General features: G+C 65.7%; 13 protein-coding genes. 7 read left to right on the plus strand and 6 right to left on the minus strand.

The genetic code is table 11. The features are described 5' to 3' along the window. Nucleotides 1-89: 89 nt before the first annotated feature. On the minus strand, nt 90-1,157 hold the full coding sequence (locus K8I61_10730) for a dipeptidase (GenBank protein MBZ0272503.1): 1,068 nt from the start codon (nt 1,155-1,157) through the stop codon (nt 90-92). 338 nt (nt 1,158-1,495) lie between these two features. Between K8I61_10730 and K8I61_10735 the strand changes: the two genes are divergently transcribed. The 5 genes from K8I61_10735 (at nt 1,496) to K8I61_10755 (ending at nt 7,667) form a co-directional block, all read left to right on the plus strand. Beyond that, nucleotides 1,496-2,431, plus strand: a complete 936-nt coding sequence (locus tag K8I61_10735) for a polyhydroxybutyrate depolymerase (protein ID MBZ0272504.1) — start codon at nt 1,496-1,498, stop codon at nt 2,429-2,431. A gap of 125 nt (nt 2,432-2,556) precedes the next feature. Continuing rightward, nucleotides 2,557-3,753, plus strand: a complete 1,197-nt coding sequence (locus tag K8I61_10740; protein MBZ0272505.1) for a glycosyltransferase family 9 protein — start codon at nt 2,557-2,559, stop codon at nt 3,751-3,753. Beyond that, nucleotides 3,750-4,610, plus strand: coding sequence for a class I SAM-dependent methyltransferase (locus K8I61_10745; GenBank protein ID MBZ0272506.1), 861 nt, complete (start codon nt 3,750-3,752; stop codon nt 4,608-4,610). The genes K8I61_10740 and K8I61_10745 overlap by 4 nt, the downstream gene beginning before the upstream one ends. After that, on the plus strand, nt 4,591-6,183 hold the full coding sequence (locus K8I61_10750) for a hypothetical protein (GenBank protein MBZ0272507.1): 1,593 nt from the start codon (nt 4,591-4,593) through the stop codon (nt 6,181-6,183). The genes K8I61_10745 and K8I61_10750 overlap by 20 nt, the downstream gene beginning before the upstream one ends. Then, on the plus strand, nt 6,174-7,667 hold the full coding sequence (locus K8I61_10755; GenBank protein ID MBZ0272508.1) for a hypothetical protein: 1,494 nt from the start codon (nt 6,174-6,176) through the stop codon (nt 7,665-7,667). Before K8I61_10750 ends, K8I61_10755 begins: the two co-directional genes overlap by 10 nt. On the opposite strand, the gene K8I61_10760 is transcribed toward K8I61_10755, so the two are convergent. Beyond that, nucleotides 7,605-9,176 carry a hypothetical protein gene (locus tag K8I61_10760; GenBank protein MBZ0272509.1) on the minus strand — a complete coding sequence of 524 codons (1,572 nt, stop codon included), beginning with the start codon at nt 9,174-9,176 and terminating at the stop codon, nt 7,605-7,607. The two genes, K8I61_10755 and K8I61_10760, sit on opposite strands and share 63 nt — an antisense overlap. Before the next feature lie 54 nt (nt 9,177-9,230). Beyond that, the gene (gene pepF / locus K8I61_10765; GenBank protein MBZ0272510.1) at nt 9,231-11,099 is read right to left on the minus strand and encodes an oligoendopeptidase F; all 1,869 of its coding nucleotides are present in this window, start codon (nt 11,097-11,099) and stop codon (nt 9,231-9,233) included. 247 nt (nt 11,100-11,346) lie between these two features. Between pepF and K8I61_10770 the strand changes: the two genes are divergently transcribed. Further along, nucleotides 11,347-12,723, plus strand: a complete 1,377-nt coding sequence (locus K8I61_10770; GenBank protein MBZ0272511.1) for a HAMP domain-containing histidine kinase — start codon at nt 11,347-11,349, stop codon at nt 12,721-12,723. A gap of 46 nt (nt 12,724-12,769) precedes the next feature. On the opposite strand, the gene K8I61_10775 is transcribed toward K8I61_10770, so the two are convergent. Next, nucleotides 12,770-13,609, minus strand: coding sequence for a sterol desaturase family protein (locus K8I61_10775; protein ID MBZ0272512.1), 840 nt, complete (start codon nt 13,607-13,609; stop codon nt 12,770-12,772). 327 nt (nt 13,610-13,936) lie between these two features. Between K8I61_10775 and K8I61_10780 the strand changes: the two genes are divergently transcribed. Continuing rightward, nucleotides 13,937-15,121 (plus strand): hypothetical protein, encoded by a 1,185-nt coding sequence (locus K8I61_10780; GenBank protein MBZ0272513.1) that lies wholly within the window; start codon nt 13,937-13,939, stop codon nt 15,119-15,121. Between the two features lie 67 nt (nt 15,122-15,188). Here K8I61_10780 and treZ read toward each other — a convergent pair whose 3' ends face one another. Together treZ and K8I61_10790 are read right to left on the minus strand one after the other, a co-directional pair. Next, entirely contained in the window at nt 15,189-17,129 is a 1,941-nt protein-coding gene (treZ, locus tag K8I61_10785; protein ID MBZ0272514.1) for a malto-oligosyltrehalose trehalohydrolase, read from the minus strand. 33 nt (nt 17,130-17,162) lie between these two features. Beyond that, on the minus strand, nt 17,163-17,390 hold a 228-nt coding region (locus K8I61_10790; GenBank protein ID MBZ0272515.1), incomplete at its 5' end, for a hypothetical protein.

Below are 17,390 nucleotides of genomic sequence, written 5' to 3' on the forward strand. Positions count from 1 at the left end.
GCGGTCCTACGATAACAGCGTTTCTATAAGGGACCACGCGGTCCGGATTGATCCCGATCAACCGCGCGCGTAAGTCTCCCCACGCTTTCTCAGGGCAGCACCGCGTCGATGACGCGCTTCGCGTTGCCGCCAATGATTTTGGCGGCGTCGTCCGCGGACAGGCCGCGTTCGAGCAGCACCTGCGTCAGGTTTGGCAGGTCGGATATGTCGGCAAGGCCCTTGGGCATCGTCCACAGCCAGCCGTCCATGTCGCTGCCGTACGCCGCGTGGTCGGCGCCCGCGACCTTCACGACGTGCAGGATGTGGTCGGCGATGCGATCGAGCCCCGCCAGATGATTTCCCGTCGCGAAACCCGGCGAAAACATGATGCCGACGATGCCGCCCGTTTTCGCGACCGCCTCGATCTGCTCGTCGTCGATGTTGCGCCAGTGTTTGTGCACGCCCGAGACGCACGTGTGCGACACCATCACCGGCCGGTGAAGCACGCGGCTCATCTCGGCGGCGTCCATGAAGCCCTTTTTGTTGACATGCGCGAGATCCAGCACGATGCCCATGTCGTGGATTTTTTGCACGAGCTTTTGCCCGAACGGCGTCAGCCCTCGATCGCGACCCTTGCGCGAGCCCAAGCCCATCGCGCACGAGCACGCCGCGTTTGATGAAAAATGCGCGAGCGTGAAATAGCGCATGCCGAGCGCGTACGCCTCATCCACGAGGTCGAGCCGCTCGCCGATCGCATGCGCGCCCTCGAGGCCGGGAAAAGCACCGACGCGTCCGCCGGCGATGCCGCCGGCGAGATCCTTGCGCGTGCGTATGATGTAGATGACATCGTCCCACTCCTCGCACACGCGGTTCAGATACAGGAGCTGCCGGCGGATCGGCTTCCACAGCGTCTCGGCGCTGCCCCAGGCGCGCGTCACCAGGCCAAGCCCCCAGATATCGACGCACGCATCGTTCACGCGCGGAATGTCCGCCTGAAAAAAGAAGGGCGAGCGCGGCACGCGGTTGCGGTGGCGGCGCGTCATGTCATAGCCGACAAGTTCGTGCGAAAGCAGTGTGTCGACGTGCAGGTCGGCGACGACGCCGGACTTGTGCAGGCGAGCGGCCTGCGCCTGGGGCGTCAATCGGCTCGTTTCGTCAATGATGGTCGCGGTTGCCATAAAAATAACTCCTTAATAAAAAAACAAAACATCGGCTCCCATTTTCTTCGGCGTACGCTCCCGGTGATATCGCACGGCTCACAGACATTCCTTGCCTTTTTGACACGCCAGAAGGTCCGGCGGCGTCAAAATGGGCGTTTTTGGAGTCATGCCCGTGGGGATCGTCACAACAACGGCGACGCCTGTTGCCGTCGAAGGCCGTGGCGGATTCTGACCGGCAACACGCGGACAAATCAATGCCGGCCGGTCGGGCGCGAACGGCGCGCCGTTGTTTGCGCCGCGCCTGGCGTGGCAAGATGCGCGCTTCGCGGATTTCCGCGGTTATTGGAGCTTTCGCCATGAATTTTTTTCGCCGACGATTTGCCGTTTTCCTCGCGGCGGCATTTTGCGGACTCGGATTCGCGTGCATGGGGCACGACGCCACGCCGATTTCCGACGACGAGCTTGGCGCCGGCAATCACCGCGTGTCCTACCGCCACGACGGACAAACGCGCGAGATGATCGTTCACGTCCCCGCAATTCGGGAGAGCCGCGCGCCGCTCCTGATCGCGCTGCACGGCGGAGGGCAGAACGCCGCGCAGATGCAGCGCTACGCGAACCTCGACGCGCTCGCCGACCTCGCCGGGTTCGTCGTCGCCTATCCCGAAGGCACCCGGGCGATGGTCGCCGGCGACATGCGCGTGTGGAACGCCGGTTTTTGCTGCGGGCGCGCGGATTCGGAGAACGTGGACGACGTCGGCGCGATGCGCACCATCGCCGGCAAACTCGTATCCGCCGCGAACATCGACAAGTCGCGCGTGTACGTCACGGGCATCTCCAACGGCGGCATGATGGCCTACAAGATCGCGTGTGACGCGGCGGATCTCGTCGCGGCGATCGCGCCTGTGGCGGGGTCGATCCCGCGAAGTTGCCAACCCTCCGAACCGGTCTCCGTCATCGCGTTCCACGGGACGGCGGACGAAAATGTGCCGTACGGGGGCGGCGTGGGCGACGACTCCCTCACGGGCGTCGAAAACGAATCCGTCGACGAGGCGATGAGCCTGTGGCGCGAAGCGGACGGCTGCGACGGCGCCGCCGAAACGCGCACGATCGGGAACGTGGAGCTTAGCCGCTGGAGCTGCCAGGACGGCCACGAGGTCGCGCGCTACAAGATCCTGGGCGGCGGCCACACCTGGCCGGGCGCGAACGCCGCGAACTGGGGGTCGTTCATCGACACCCCAAACGCCGGCCCAAACGCGGTGATGTGGGAGCATCTGTCCGGTCACCATCGTTGAGACGCCGCGCGGCGGGTCGCCAAAAAGCGCCGCCCACCCTTGAGTTTCTTTAGAAATTCGCGATGATTCGCCGTCCCCCATCGCCGGTACGACGGAGCCGACGCGACCGGCGCGATTGACGAGACATGCCAAAACACTCGCGCGCCTCGACGACGCTCTTCAAACGGATCGACCACTATGTGGGATTGCCGATCTGCGTCGCGTTGTCTCTTGTCGCCGGCGCCGCACGCCTCGTTTTCGGCAAGCCGAAGCCCGTGCGCCCGCCGCGCCGCGTTCTCGTGATCAAGTTCTTCGGCCTCGGCAGCATCGGTTATTCCACGGTCGTTGCGAACGATCTCAAGCGCGAATTCCCCGGCGTTCGCGTCGAGCTTCTCACCTTCGGCGAAAACCGGGGTTTTGCCACGTTTCTCGAAGCGTTCGACGATATCCGCGTCATCCGCCGATCGGGTGCGATCGCGTTCGCGTGGGACACCGCGCGGACGATGCTCGCCAACCTGTCGCGCCCCTACGACGTGTGCATCGACCTCGAATACTTCTCGAAATACACGGCGATGCACACCGCCTTCACGCGCGCGCCCGTCCGCATCGGCTTTTACATGCGCTGCCTCTGGCGGCGCTTCATCTACACGGACCACGCGTACTTCAACACCGCCAAACACATACGGCGCATCTACGGGATGACGGCGGAATTGGCCGGCGTATCCGCGTCGGCCGAGACACCCGTGCGCATCGCGATGCCGGCGGATCTTGTCGCCGCGGCGGAAAGGAAGTTGCGGGGGGCCGGATGGCTCGAGGGCGCGCGCCTCGTGGGCTTGAACATCAACGCGAGCGATCTGGCGCTTGGCCGCCGCTGGGAACCGGAGCGTTTCGCGCGGGTCGCCGCCGCGGTCGCCGAGCGGGGTTTTTGCGTCGGCCTGACGGGCGCGCCGGGCGAGCACGACTACGTGGAGCGATGCCGCGAGATGATTCCCGAACCCGCGCGCTCGCGCTGCCTGAACCTGGCGGGCGTGTTGACGATCCGCGAGTTCGTCGCTTTCCTTTCGCTCGTGGACCTTTTCATCACGAGCGACTCGGGGCCGATGATCTTCGCGATCCTCGCCGACGCCCCGTCGGTTTCGCTGTGGGGCCCGGGCGATCCGGCGATGTTCGGCGGGGACGAGATGCGTCACACGCATGTGTACTCCGCGTTCCCGTGTTCGCCGTGCATGTACATCCCGACGACGGACGCGGGCAAATTCTGCAACCAGACCTTTCCGTGCATGGCGGCGATCCAGGTCGAGGACGTTCGCGACGCGGTGTTGCGCCGCCTGGAGGCGGCATGACGGCGGCGTGCCCGGCGTGCGGCACGGCGGCGCTGACGCCGGCGTTTGAGCATCGCGGCGCGAAATTTCTGCGCTGCGCGGGTTGCGGATCGCTCATCCAGGCCCCGGGCGACGGCGCCGTCACGGACGAATATTACGACAGGAACTACCACGCGGCGCGCGGCCACGGCGGCGCGGGTGTGGGTATCGACTCCGCCAAACGCGAAACCTTCACGCGCTATCTTCGAAAGCTCCTCGCCGGAGCGCCCGCGGCGGGCAAGCGTTATTTCGAGGTCGGCTGCGGCACCGGTGACGCCACCGCCGCCGCCGCCGCGCTCGGATTCGAGGCGATCGGAATGGACATCGCGCCGTCGGCGATCGCAACGGCCAGGGAACGCTTTCCGGGCGTGACTTACCTGGTCGGCTCCGCGTCGGACTACGATGCACCCGACGATCGCTTCGATGTGATCGCGCTTTTTGACATGATCGAGCACGTCCCGGACGCGCATGCGCTTTTGGGGAACCTGGCGCGCATGCTCGCGCCGGGCGGATCTTTGCTCGTCGTCACGCCGGACGCGGCATCGTTTTCCGCACGCATGCTCGGCTCGCGCTGGTTTCACACGATGAAAGAGCACGTGCTGATCTATTCGCTCGCCGGCCTTGACGCGGTCGCCGCCACGGCGGGTCTGAAACGCATCGAGGGCGGATTCGCCTGGAAGTGGATCAATCTCGAAATGCTCGCGCGGCACGCGACCGAGCACGCCCACATCCTCGGCGGACGTGCCATCAGCCGCACGCTTTTTGCGATCCCGGCCGGCGTTCGCGCGCGCGTCTTCCCGTTCAACATCGGCGAGTTTTTTGCCGTCTACCGAAAATAGCCTCGCACCCGCGCGCCCGGCGCTTGTCGCGGCGATCATCGGCGCGGCGCTCTACATTCCGGCGGCGCTGCGTTACGGCGACGTTTTTCCCGACAGCTCGGCGTATCTCGACATCGGACGGGAGCTCTTTCGTAGTGGGCGATTCGTCGTCAAGATCAACCTCACCGCCTTGTGGACAGGCGCCGAATCGCCCGCACTGTCGTATTACAACCCGCTGTTTTGCGTCTGGGTCGGACTGTGGTGGAAGATATTCGGCGCGGTCGGGCCGACCATCGTCTTCACGAATGGCTTGTTCGCCGCCGCCAACGGCCTTTTGACGTTTGTCTTCGCCGCGCGCCTTTTTTCCCGCCGCGCGGCGTGGATCGCGATGATCCTTTTCCTCACGATGTCCGTCACGCTTCGGAATATGCTCTTTCTCGCGACGGAACAGCCGGGGCTGACGTCGTTTCTGGCTGCCGTCGCGCTATTGGTATCGCCAAACCGGAAAAACGCGCACCTGCTCGGCGCGGGGCTCGTGTTGTTTCTCGGATTTCTTACGCAGGTGTCGAGTCTCGCCAACAGCCTGATGCTGCTCGCGGGATTCGCGGCGACTGCCGCGTTTCGCGAGCGCCGCTTTCTGCCCGCCGCCGCGCCGCTTGCCGCGTTCTTCGGATTTTTCCTCGTCTACCAGTTCGCCTGCGCGGCCACGACCGGCCACCTCTACCCCTATTACCCCACCGGCGCGCAGGCCTGGAGCATCAGCGAGCGGTTCGGCCCGGTCCACTACGCCGACGCCTTTCCCGTGATTCGCGGCGAGGCGATGGAATGGCCGATGCGCCTGGCGTTGACCGTGCGTTTCATCGGAGAAAAAGCCGATCAATACGTCGGCCAGGCGCTCGATCTTTTCCTGTTGTTCGCGGCCCTGATTCCCGTCGCCGCCGCGGCGACGCTCAAACGCCGGAGATGGGATGCCGCGTTGCTTCTGGTCGCGCCGGCTGTCGCAAACATCGTGCTCATCCTTCTGATTTACTATTGGCTCGATTTCATCGAGATCCTCCGTTACGCGGTTTTCCCCGCCGCGCTGCTTGTCCCCGTCGCGGCGGACGCGGCAGTCGCCACTTATGACGCGATGCGCGCGCGGGAGCGCACACGCACCGCCGCCGCGAGCGCCGCCGTTTTTTCCGTGATGCTGCTCGGGACGCACCTCATTCTCACCGACGCCGGAATCCTGCTGCGGCCAGGGCGCGAGACGGAGTCGAACCTGCGCCGCGAGACGCGCCGTTCGCTCGCGTACGTGCGGGAACAATCGAGCCCGGCCGACGTGATCGCCGTTGAGCCGAACAGCGACCAGATCGCGCTGTCGTTCTACCTCGATCGCCCCGTCGTCGCGCTGCCGAACGCGCGCAGCTCGACCCGCGAAAATCATCTCGCCTTCCGCCGTATCTTCCATCCCGCGTTCGTCATGTTCCGTGACGAGTCGCTCGGGCGCGCGTGGCACTACAAGAACCACTATTCATTGCACCTTCGCGCGGCCGGATGCGGCCCGGACGAGAATTGGCAAAGTGACATCATCGAGGTGTGGCGATGCGGGTGATCGTCGACCTGCTTGCGCGCGCCGGCCGTTTTCTGTTCGACGGCCCGCGGCGGCTCTCGACGCTCCTCGTCGTAACCGTCATCTGCACGCCGCTGCTCTTGTTGTATCGGACGATCGAGACCGGCGAAACGCCGCTCTGGGCGTCGCGCGCGCACAACATCGCTGGTCATATCCTCTCCGGCGCGGGGGTCGTGGAAACGATCGAACCGGCCGCGGCGCGACGCACACTTTCGCCGCTTGTCGAGCCGGGACCCGCCGCGCTTGCGTGGGGATTCGCTTCCCGCGCGATACCGCCGGCTTTCGTTTCCGTTCTCGCCGGCTCGGCGGCGTTGTTGGCGATCGTTTTCATCGCGTGGCGCGCCGCGCCCGTCGCATGGTTTTTCGCCTTCACCGCGTCCGTCTTGCATCCGGCGATCGGCGACGACCTGATGGAAAAGCCCGCGTCCGCGCTCGCGCTCGCCTGCTGGATCGCGGCGACGATATTCGCGTCCGGCGGCGGCGGACGTGCCCGCAGGGCCGGCGCGGAGATTCTCGCCGCGCTGGCCGCGACCGCGTCGATCGCCTTTGCGCCACATGCCATCGCGGCGGCGTGGCCGCGCCGCGAAGGTGATTTGCACCGCGCATTTTTCATCATTCCGGCGCTCGTTGTCGGCGCGCTCGCGGCCGGCGTCGCCTTCGCGGGCGTCGGCGACGTGCTGGCCGAACGCCTTGGGCTCGGCGGCATCGGCGCGCGGCGCGTCGTGTATGTCTTCCCCGCATACTGGAAAGAAATCGCCGCGGATCCCTGGCTGTATCTCTTCGGCTTCCTCGCCGTGCACGGATACCGTGCGCGTGCGCACTCGGGCGCGCCGGGCGCCGTGGGCATGTTATTCATCTTCGGCATCGCGAGCTTTTTCGCCGTGCCCGCGATTCAGCTTGCGCAGGCCTCGCCGAAACTGAGCGGGCTTGGCGTGCCCGCGTATCTGTTTTTTCTTCCTGTCGCGGCCTTTGGATTCGTGCGTCTTGCGGATGAGTTGTCCGCGGGCGACGCGCGATGGCGCGACGCGATCCGGGGCGGCGCGGCGATCGCCCTTCTTTACATCGTCACCACCGCGGCGCTGCAAAACATCATGATCCGGCTCGCGCGATCCGAGGCGCCCTCGACGTCCGCGATTCACGACCGCGCCGCGATGCGCAAGGCGCGGCGCGCGCTGCCGCCGGAAAGGTGGATTCTCGCCCCGGGTTTCGACGATGCGGTGTTCGGCGTGGAGCGCGTCGTCGTCGATCGTGTCCCGCGCGTCAAGGACGCCGTCGCTATCCTCTCCGCGCGCGACGATATCGATCTTGGCGGCGTGCTCGAGCGGCGAGACGCGGTTGGCGACGCGGCGGGCGTTTGCGAGGCGATCGGTGACGGATACCGCCTTTGCCCGCCGGCGTTTTTCCTATCCGCGCACGAGCCAGGTGAAGCGTTCGTTTTCCCCAGCGGCGCGGAATCCGGCCTCTAGGACGGCTTTCCGGACAGCGGGATCGTTGTAGCGCGCGTCCGAGTCGAAAACGCGATCGAGAAGGATGGCGCGCGGCTGGTGAACCGAAAGGAATTGCCCGACCGCGCGCGGCGTGGCCTGATGGTCGATCGGAAGCGTGATGACCGGGCGTCCGAACCGGCATGCGGCGACAATAAAGTTCGTCGCGAACGGCTCCCCCGCCGGCAGGTCACGCTCGATCCACGCGGCCGGATCGTCATACAGCGTCCGTCGCGCGTCCTCGGTCCCGATCGCGGACCGGTCGTCGCGCAGCCTTTCGAAAGAGAGCGTGCCGCCGGCGATTGCGATCGCGACGGCCACGCCCGCCGCGACCGTCGGCGCAAACCGCGTTCCGCGCGCGGAACGCGACAGCGCGCGAATCAATCCGAACGCCGCGGCGGGCCACAACAGCGCCGACGAGACGAGCGCGTAGCGTTCCGCCTCGATGCCGGGCATGAAATAGAACGTCAGCGCGAAAAGCAGCACCGATCCGACGCCGCCGGCGACGAGCGTCCACACGATCGCGCGTTCCCGCCGCGTGCGCGCGACGCCCGCGCCGAAAAGGGCGAGCACGAGCACCGCGAACCCGACGACGCGAAACATCGACCCGAGGTGATCGAGGCTGTGGTGCGTCAACATTCGCGCCAGAATGCCGCCCGAGATATCGCCGCCAAACGTGAGCGACGGCTCGATCGCCCGATACCCCGCGCCGCCGAAATCGCGTGTCAGGCGCAACGTGCGCGCCTCCCGGCCGTATGCCGGATACGCCGCGCCGATCGACGCGAACGACGCGATCTGCACAAGCGCGAAAACGCCGAGCGTCACGATCGCGGTCTTGATCACGGCGACAAGCGGCACGCCGTCGGTTTCGTGCGCGGTGTCGGATCGGCGTGGCGTAAGCGCGGCCAGGCACGCGCCGGCCAGCAACGGCAGGATGGTCAGCGCGTTCGCCGCGCGCACCAGCACGCTCGCCCCGAGGATGACGCCCGCCGTGAACGGGCGCGGCTTTTCGCGAACCATCAGATGGACGCCCGCGAAAATCGCGAGCAGGCCCATCGGCTCGACGAGCGGCGTCGCGATCACCCCGGCCATCGCGGGCGACGCCGCGACCGCCGCCGCGACCGCCGCGGCGACGAGTGGCCCGGAAAGCGCGCGAGCGGCAAGAAAAACGAGGCCGATCAACGCCGAAGCGCACAGGCCGTTCAGCCCGATCGCTCCCCGGATGCGCGCGTCGTCCGGTATCGCCGCGAGCGCCAGCGGATAAACCGGCTGCTGGTAAAACCAAGCCGGCCGCGTGGGACCGATCCACGACTGGTAGGAATTGTAGGAGACGACAAGTCCGTCACCCGCCGCGATGTGCCGGGCGATGTCCTGATACACGCACGCATCCGGCGAGAGTTTCCCAATCGGAGCGGCGACGAAGGCGACGCAAAATGGAAAGACAAGCGCCGCGACGAAAAGCGCCGTCGCGATACGCCTCACGGCCGGCACGGGCGCTGTGCCATGGTCTTCGATCATGCGTTCGATGGGCGCGCGGGCGGCCGTTTATTTCCCCTGCTTGTCGAGAATCTTCTCCAGCTCGTCCATGTAGCGATTCGCGCGGTCCATCAGCGCGGCGTAGGCGTCGGGTTTGGTCATGTCCACGCCCGCGTCTTTCAGCAGCGAGACGGGGTCTTTCGATCCGCCCGAACGCAACAGCGCCGCGTAGCGTTCGAGCGCGCCGGGCTCGCCGTCGATGACTTTCTGCGACAGCGCGCTCGCGGCGGCGACGGAGGTCGAATACTGGAACACGTAATAGTTGTAGTAGAAATGCGGAATGTAGGACCACTCCGACTCGTAGAACTGCGGCACCTTGCACACGCCGTCCGCGTCGCCGTAGTAGCGGCGCACAAGGTCGATGTACATCTTCGAAAGCGTCTCGCCGGTGAGCGCCTCGCCCTTTTCGACCGCTTCGTGGACCAGCAATTCGTACTCCGCGAACTGGATCTGCCGGAAGAACGTGCCCTTGATCGTGCCGTCGAGGAAGTTGCCGAGCAGGTACACGCGCTCGTCGTCGGACTGCACCTTCTTCAGCATGTAGTCGTTCAACAGATTCTCGTTGAACGTGGACGCCACCTCCGCGACGAACGTCGAATAGTCCGCGGTCGCGATCGGCTGCGTTTCGTTGGAGTTCCACGAGTGCAGCGCGTGGCCGAGCTCATGCGCGAGCGTGAGCACGTCCGAATATTCGTCGTTGTAATTCATCAGCACGTAGGGATGCACGCCATACGCCCAGCCCGACGAATACGCGCCGGACCGCTTGCCCTCGGTCGGATACACGTCGATCCACCGCTCGGCGAGCGATCGCCGGATCAGCGCGACGTATTCCTCGCCCATTGGCGAAAGCGACTCGGGCAGCACGCGCGCCGCCTCGGCCCAGTCCATCTCGATCTTCGATTCGGCGACAAACGGCACATAGAGATCCTGATATTCCAGCACCGGCAGCCCGAGCGCCCGTCGCTTGAGGTTCAGGTAGCGATGGAACGTCGGCAGATGCTGGTTCGCCGCCGCGATGAGGCTGCGGTAGATCGCCGGGTCGATGTCGTCGTAGTCGAGCGACGCGGCAAGCGTGCTTTCGTATCCGCGCATCTCCGCGTAGAAACGGTGAACCTTGAGCTGCGTGTAGAGCATCTCGCCGATCGTCTGCTCGAACTTCTTGAACTGCGCGAAAAACGACTCGGCCAGGCGGTCGCGGTCGGCCTCCAGAGGCGCGCGGCGATATTTGCCGTAATTCGCGTCCGTCAGCTTCACGTTCGTTCCGTCCGCGAGCGCGATCGTCTCGCGCGGCAGGTCCGCGTTCTCGAAGATCGAATACAGGCTCGACCCCGCGCGCGCCACGTCCGACGCCGCGGCGAGGATGCGCTCCTCCGCCGGCGAGAGGATGTGCTTCTTGCGGCGCAGCGTCTCGCGGATCGGCCGCTCGTAGACCGCAAGACCCGGCTCGCTCGCGAAATACGCCTCGATCGTCGCCTCGGGAATGGCGACGAGCTCCGGATCGAGGTACGCCGACGCTTCCGCGAATCGCGAGCGCGCCTGGCTGACCTCGCTTTGCAGCGCCTTGTTGGCCTGCACGCGAGTATCCTGATCGGACAATCGCCCGGCATAAGATTCCAGCCGGCGGATGCGTTCCTCAAGCTCCCAATAGTGATCGAGCGACGCCCTGAGCGTTTGCGCGGACTCGCCAAGCCGTCCCTTCCATTTCGCGATGTCCTTCGCGTCCTTCACGAACGCGTCCTTGGCGGCGTTGAAGTCGGCGACATCCGCGTAAAGCGCGGCCAGATCCCATTGGTGTTCGAGCGCGACCATCGATCTCTCCTTCAGTTGCCCGCCCTGCGCGACGGCGGCCAGGGCGACGGCGATGAGCACGGAACGCATGGTTCCTCCTCACGTCGCGACGCGCCATGCGCCGCGCAAAAAGGCCCGGAGGCGGAAAGAGCGGACGTTAACCGGAAGCGGCAGGCGGCGACAATCCCCCGTGCGGGCCGCCGGTTCGTAAGCATGACCACAGACCAAATCGCGGCATAGACCGAAAAAGCGCGGCATCGTGTTTCCACGCTGAACGATAGTCCGAACGCGGGTGTCCGGGCTTTCGATGCGCTTTTTCGTGGAGGAAGCGGCCGGTATGCCCGCGGCCCTTGGCGCCGACCCCGGTTTTGAGGTCTATCGAGAGCGTTCGCGGTGGGCGTCGTATCTCGGCATGGCGTCCCTTTCGACGTTCTCCCTGGCGCAGGCGTACGCGTTTTTCGAGATCGGAACACCGGAGGTGATCGACCGCGCCGCCGCAAGCGTTTCCGTGGCGCTGAACCTCGTCGCCGCGGCGTGCGTCGCGGCGTATTACGTCGTCAACTTCGTTGCCGCGCCCCGGCTCGGCTGGGACTTCGAACGCACCTGGCGAATCAGCGTCCACGCCCTCATGACGTTTCTGATGCTCTTTGCCGTGGCGCACATCCACATTGCCGGCAGCACGACGACGGTGCTGCCGGTCATGTTTGTTACCATCTCTCTTGTGAATATCTGGGTGGTCGGCCCGCGTGCCGGCTGGACGTATTTTTTTCTGGGTATCGCGGGTTGGGGACTGGTGACGCAGTTCGAGCGCGTCGGCTGGCTTGGGTTCCTTCCTCTGCACGCGCGGGCGGCCGAGGTGAGCCGCGACATTTTCCTCGAAAGTCGCTACGTCGGCATGACGATGGCCCTGTTCGTCGGGAATGGCCTGTTCATCCTGGCGATGGCGATCAATTACACGCGGCAGCTTCAGATGGCGAACGCGCGGCTGGATTTCATCAACCGCGAACTCGCCGCGACAAACGAACGCCTGAGCGCGGCCGAGATGCTGCGGGACGACCTGACGAACATGATCGTGCACGATCTGCGCTCGCCGCTTGTGGGTCTGCAAATGAATCTTCAGGCCATGAAGCGAAAGATGCCCGATGACCCGGCACTGGCCGACCGGTTCGAACGCACCATGGCCGGCGCAAACCAGCAGCTCGAAATGATCAACGACCTTCTCGATATCAACCGACTGGAATCCGGCGAGATGGTGATTCGCCCGGCGCCCGCGGATCTCGAACGGCTCGCCCACGAGGCCGTCACGTCGCTCGGTGCGTTCGCGGACGGGCGAAAGATCAGCATCGAAGCGAGCCCCGAGGCCGCGCCGGCGACATGCGACCCCGACCTCGTCAAGCGCATCATCGCGAATTTCGTCGGCAACGCGGTGAAGTTCACGCCGCGCGGCGGGCCGATCGCCGTGCGCATCGACGAGACGAACGGGTCGGTACGCGTGCGCGTGTGCGACGTGGGCCCCGGCATCCCGCGCGAGGATCAGGACCGTATATTCCGCAAGTTCGGCCAGGCGGAGCTGCGCGGGCAAAGGCGGCAACACTCGACGGGTCTTGGCCTCGCGTTCTGCAAACTCGTCATCGACGCGCACCGCGGCGATATCGGCGTGGAAAGCGTCGTCGGTCAGGGCAGCACATTCTGGTTTACGCTGCCGAAGGCATAGCCTGTCGAGCCCGTCGGACGAAGCTGAGCCTCTGTCCGCGCATTCCTCACTCCGCGAGCGTGCCGCCGGGTCGAACGTCCGCTGGCTCGCGGTGCGTTTCGTCGCCGCCGTCCGCGCGCCAATATTCGCGCTGGCGGCGGAAGGGCGCGAAAAGGACGTTGGCGAGGCGGTTGTCGCCCTCGCGCATATAACCCGGCACGCCGATGCGTATCCGGTCTTGCGGGATGCCGAGCACGATCGTGCGGTGCAGGCGATCCCAGAACGAGAAGACGACGGAATAGTTCGAGTTGGTCTCGCCGCGGATCTGCGAGTGGTGGATGCCGTGCATGCGCGGCGTGACGATGAGAAGGTTCAGGCGGCGCTCCCACACGATCGGCAACTTCAGGTTCGAGTGATGAAAAAGCGTGCCGGCCTGGAAGACGCCCTCGTAGATCACGTAGCCGACAGGAGAGATGCCGACAAGAAAAATCTGCACGACGCGGAAAGCGGCGGAAAACGCGATCTCGCCGAAGTGGAAACGGAACGCGGTGGAGACGTCGAGGTCCGGATCGAAATGGTGGACGTTGTGAAAGCGCCACAAAAACGGCACGGCGTGATTCAGGCGGTGCCAGTAATAAAACGTGACGTCCATCAGCAGAAGTCCGACGACAAACGCCGCTTGCGGCGGCAACGCAAGCCAGTTGACGACACCGAAGTCTTTATCCGTTTGGCGCACGAGCGGCTCGACCAGCGGCGAGATGATCGCCCGCGCGATCAGAAAAGCCCCGCCGGCCAGGACGAGGTTGACGAAGGCGCGCGCGAAAAACGCGCGGCGGCGCTCGCGCAGCGGAAACAAGCGCTCGAACGCGAGAAGGGAAAGGAAATAGCCGCTGAAAACGGCGGCGATAAGGACGGCATCCGGCATGACTCTTTGCATTATGGACCGAAAACGCGCTCGCCGGCGGTCGGCCGCGTGACGCGCGTCAAAAATATTTCTCGCGCCGCTTCCGATTTTGAGCGACACTTATAAAGGGAGGCGAACTTTGGCCAAACGCGCCCAATCCAGGCAAGGCCGGCGGACGAAGCCGCGTGCGCGATCTCACCAAGCGATGACGCGGTCGCGCGGAAATTATCGCCGCCTTCGCCCATTGGCGTTAGTTTGAAAAGGAAAGAACGACCGAAAGGCGCCCTCGCCGCGCCCCGGCAACGATAGGCTTCTTCAGGAGGACGATTCATGCCGCACCGTACCGACAAGCACACCGATCCCATCACGCCCGAGCTCATGCGCGATCTTCTCGCGGTGGAAACCGACGTCGCGGTTTCGATCTACATGCCGACGCATCGCCGCGGGCGCGAAACGCAGCAGGATCCGATCCGCCTGAAAAATCTGCTGCGTCACGCGGAGGAGCGCCTCGCCCGCGATCGCCGCGCGCCCGAGGCTCGCGAGTTGCTCGAGCCCGCGCGCGCGCTGATCGACCGCGGCGCGTTCTGGAAAACGCGCTCGGACGGGCTCGCGGTTTTTATCTCGGCGGATCATTTTCTGGCCCTGCGGCTTCCGTTTGAGGTGCCCGAATCGGCCGACGTCGGCCGGCGCTATTTCCTGACGCCGCTTGTCCCCGCGCTGGAGAGCGCGCGCGTCTTTTACGCGCTCGCGCTCGATCAGGACGGCACGCGGCTTTTTTCGTGCACGCCGGCAAGTTACGAGGAGATCGCGTTTCCTCCGGACGTGCCTGTCGATCTGGCGACCGCGACGCGCTTTGACGAGGAGCAGAAATCGCTGCAATTCCACACCGGCACGGGCGTCGCCGGACCGGGTGGGCGCGCGGCGATGTTCCACGGCCAGGGCGCGGGAGACGAAGCGAGCATCAAGGATAAGGCCCGGGAGATGTACCGGCAGATCGATTCGTTCGTGTGCCGCTATCTCGGCGAGACGAGCCCGCCGCTGGTGCTGCTGGCCGCGGAGCCCAATCGCGGCCTCTATCGCGAGATTTGCCGCTACCAGAATCTTCTGGAGCACGGCGTCGATGCGCATCCGCGCGATCTGCGCGACGAGGAGCTGCATGCGCGCGCGCTGGCGGTGGTCGCCGAACTGTTTGACGAGGTACGGCGCGAGGACGTGGCGCGCTTTGTCCGCCTGGACGGCCACGGCGCGGCGCGGGCGGCGCGCAAGCCCGAGGACGTCGTGCGCGCGTCGATGAACCGGCGCGTCGAGGCGCTGCTGCTGCGCCACGGCGAGCGATTGTGGGGCGAGATCGGCGAGGGCGAGGATGTGCGCGTGGACGACGGTCCAAGCGACGCGGCGACGGATCTGGTGAATCTGGCGGCGACCGAGACGATGCGTTACGGCGGCCGCGTGCACGTGGTGCGTGGCGACGACCTGCCCGCGGATGTGAAGATGGCGGCGATTTTGCGGTATTAGCGGAGGATCGAGGATCGAGGATCGGGGATTGAGTGCTGAAGCGGTGCGCCAGGGCGTACCGTTTTTTTCAACTCCGTTCGCGGAATGAGAAAAGGCTCACGAACGCCACGGACGTCGGCGGCATCTGAATCGCGTCGCCGTCGATACGAACGCCGGGCAATGAGGCGAGCAGGATCTCGCGAGCGCCGGGAAGCGGGACGGCGCGGGGTTCATCGGCGAAGTTGACGGCGGCGCCGATCGTGCCGCGTTGGATCGCAAGCCATTTTTCGTTTTCGTCGAATCGCGTTTTGATCGAGCGGTTCGCACCCGGGCGGTATCGACCGCGCACTTCGTCGCCCCGCCCGGAGCGGGGCGACTGCGTTTGCGGCCCCGACATCGCGACGTTCGGCACCGTACCGTCGCGCCGGTCGTGGTGAACATCGCGACCGCTCCCTGGCGGTCGCGGCTCTGACATCGCAATGTCTGGCGTCGCAACGTCGCGCAGGTCGGGCGTGTCGCGGCGAAGGCGCGCGAGATCGCGGTACCAGGCGTATAACTCGCGATGCGGTTCGCGGGACATCTCGTCCCAATCAAGGATCGCGAGGCGGAACGTCGCTTCGTCCTGCGGGTCGGGCACATCGTCCGCGTTCCAGCCGAATGCGGCAAACTCGTTACGGCGGCCCTTGCTGACCGCGCGCGCGAGGCGCTTGTCCTGATGGCTCGTGAAATACGGGAACGGCGTCGATGCGCCCCACTCCTCGCCCTGAAACACCATCGGCGTGAACGGCGCGGCGAAAACGAGCGCGGCGCCGATCTTGACGCGCGCGACATCGACGATCGACGAGAGGCGATCGCCGCGCGCGCGGTTGCCGATCTGGTCGTGGTTCTGGATGAAGCCGACGAAGCGGTCGCCGGGCAGGTCTGACGCGTCGCGGCCGAAAGTCCGTTCGCGGAACGCGGAGGCGCGGCCGTCATAGACGAAATTGCGCTCGAGCGCGCGGGCGATGTCGGCGAGGCGGCCGAAGTCGGCGTAGTAGCCCGTGCGCTCGCCCGTCAGCACCGCGTGCAGCGCGTGGTGATAGTCATCGTTCCATTGCGCCGCGAGGCCGAAACCTCCCTGCTCCCGTGGCCGCACGAGGCGCGGATCGTTGAGGTCGGACTCGCAGATGAGGTCGAGCCTTCGTCCCGAGCGCGCGGCGAGATCGTCCACTTCGATCGCGAGCTGCTCGAGGATGTGCGTCGCGGATTGATCGAAAATGCCGTGCACCGCGTCGATGCGCAGCGCGTCGATGCCGTACTCGCCAAGCCACATCAGCGCGTTGTCGATGACAAACCGGCGCACTTCGTCCGAGCCGGGGCCGTCGAAGTTGATGCCGTCTCCCCAGGGCGATTTGTATTTGTGCGTGAAATACGGGCCGACCCGGTGGAGCACGTTTCCTTCCGGGCCGAGGTGGTTGTAAACGACGTCGAGAATGACGCCGATGTTCCGCTCGTGGCAGGCGGCGACGAATCGCGCCAGTCCGTCCGGGCCGCCGTAGCGATCGTGCGGCGCGAAAAGAAACACGCCGTCGTATCCCCATCCGCGCGGGCCGGAGAACTGATTGACCGGCATGAGCTCGGCGTGCGTTGCGCCGAGATCGACAAGGTGATCGAGGCGCGCGATGGCGGCGTCGAACGTGCCCTCGGGCGTGAAGGTCCCGATGTGCATTTCGTATATCAACGCGTCGGCGAGCGCGGCGGGACGAAACCCGGCGTCGACGCGCGCGATCGCCGGGATGTCGCGCACGCGCGAGGGACCGAACACACCGCGCGGCTGGTCGCGCGAGCGCGGATCGGCGATTGGGCCGTCGCCATCGACGAAAACGACGTATTCGCTGCCGTCGCGGATGCGCTCGTCCTCGTACGCCCACCAGCCGTCGATCCCGTGCGCCGTCATGCCGCGCGCAATGCGCGCCATCGACGCGCGCGTTCCGTCGATTTCGACCTCGACCTTTTTCGCGTGCGGCGCCCAAAGGGAGACACGCCGAATCATGGGGTCCTCCGGAAGGGGCGCGTCGCGCCCCTACAATCGCACCAGAAGCGCGACGGGAAATTCGCTCCAGATTTCGGCAAGCGACACGTCGCGTTCGCCGGCGAGCTCTCCATTCGCGAAAACGTCACGCCACGCGCCGGGCGGCAGGCGCAAAAGGGTTTTGTCCCACTCGCCTTTTCGCGTGTGCGGCAGGCGCGGAACGATCGTCGCGACGCGTCCGGCGCGTACGAACGCGATGGCCGGCGGATCGGGCCGCGG

This window comes from bacterium, assembly GCA_019912885.1.
GTDB lineage: Bacteria > Lernaellota > Lernaellaia > JACKCT01 > JACKCT01 > JAIOHV01.

Bases quoted from the DNA above. Each gene is read 5' to 3' on its own strand.
- pepF (MBZ0272510.1), bottom strand. From the start codon at position 11,099: ATGCGTTCCGTGCTCATCGCCGTCGCCCTGGCCGCCGTCGCGCAGGGC.
- K8I61_10735 (MBZ0272504.1), top strand. From the start codon at position 1,496: ATGAATTTTTTTCGCCGACGATTTGCCGTTTTCCTCGCGGCGGCATTT.
- K8I61_10730 (MBZ0272503.1), bottom strand. From the start codon at position 1,157: ATGGCAACCGCGACCATCATTGACGAAACGAGCCGATTGACGCCCCAG.
- K8I61_10745 (MBZ0272506.1), top strand. From the start codon at position 3,750: ATGACGGCGGCGTGCCCGGCGTGCGGCACGGCGGCGCTGACGCCGGCG.
- K8I61_10755 (MBZ0272508.1), top strand. From the start codon at position 6,174: ATGCGGGTGATCGTCGACCTGCTTGCGCGCGCCGGCCGTTTTCTGTTC.
- K8I61_10770 (MBZ0272511.1), top strand. From the start codon at position 11,347: ATGCCCGCGGCCCTTGGCGCCGACCCCGGTTTTGAGGTCTATCGAGAG.
- K8I61_10780 (MBZ0272513.1), top strand. From the start codon at position 13,937: ATGCCGCACCGTACCGACAAGCACACCGATCCCATCACGCCCGAGCTC.
- K8I61_10740 (MBZ0272505.1), top strand. From the start codon at position 2,557: ATGCCAAAACACTCGCGCGCCTCGACGACGCTCTTCAAACGGATCGAC.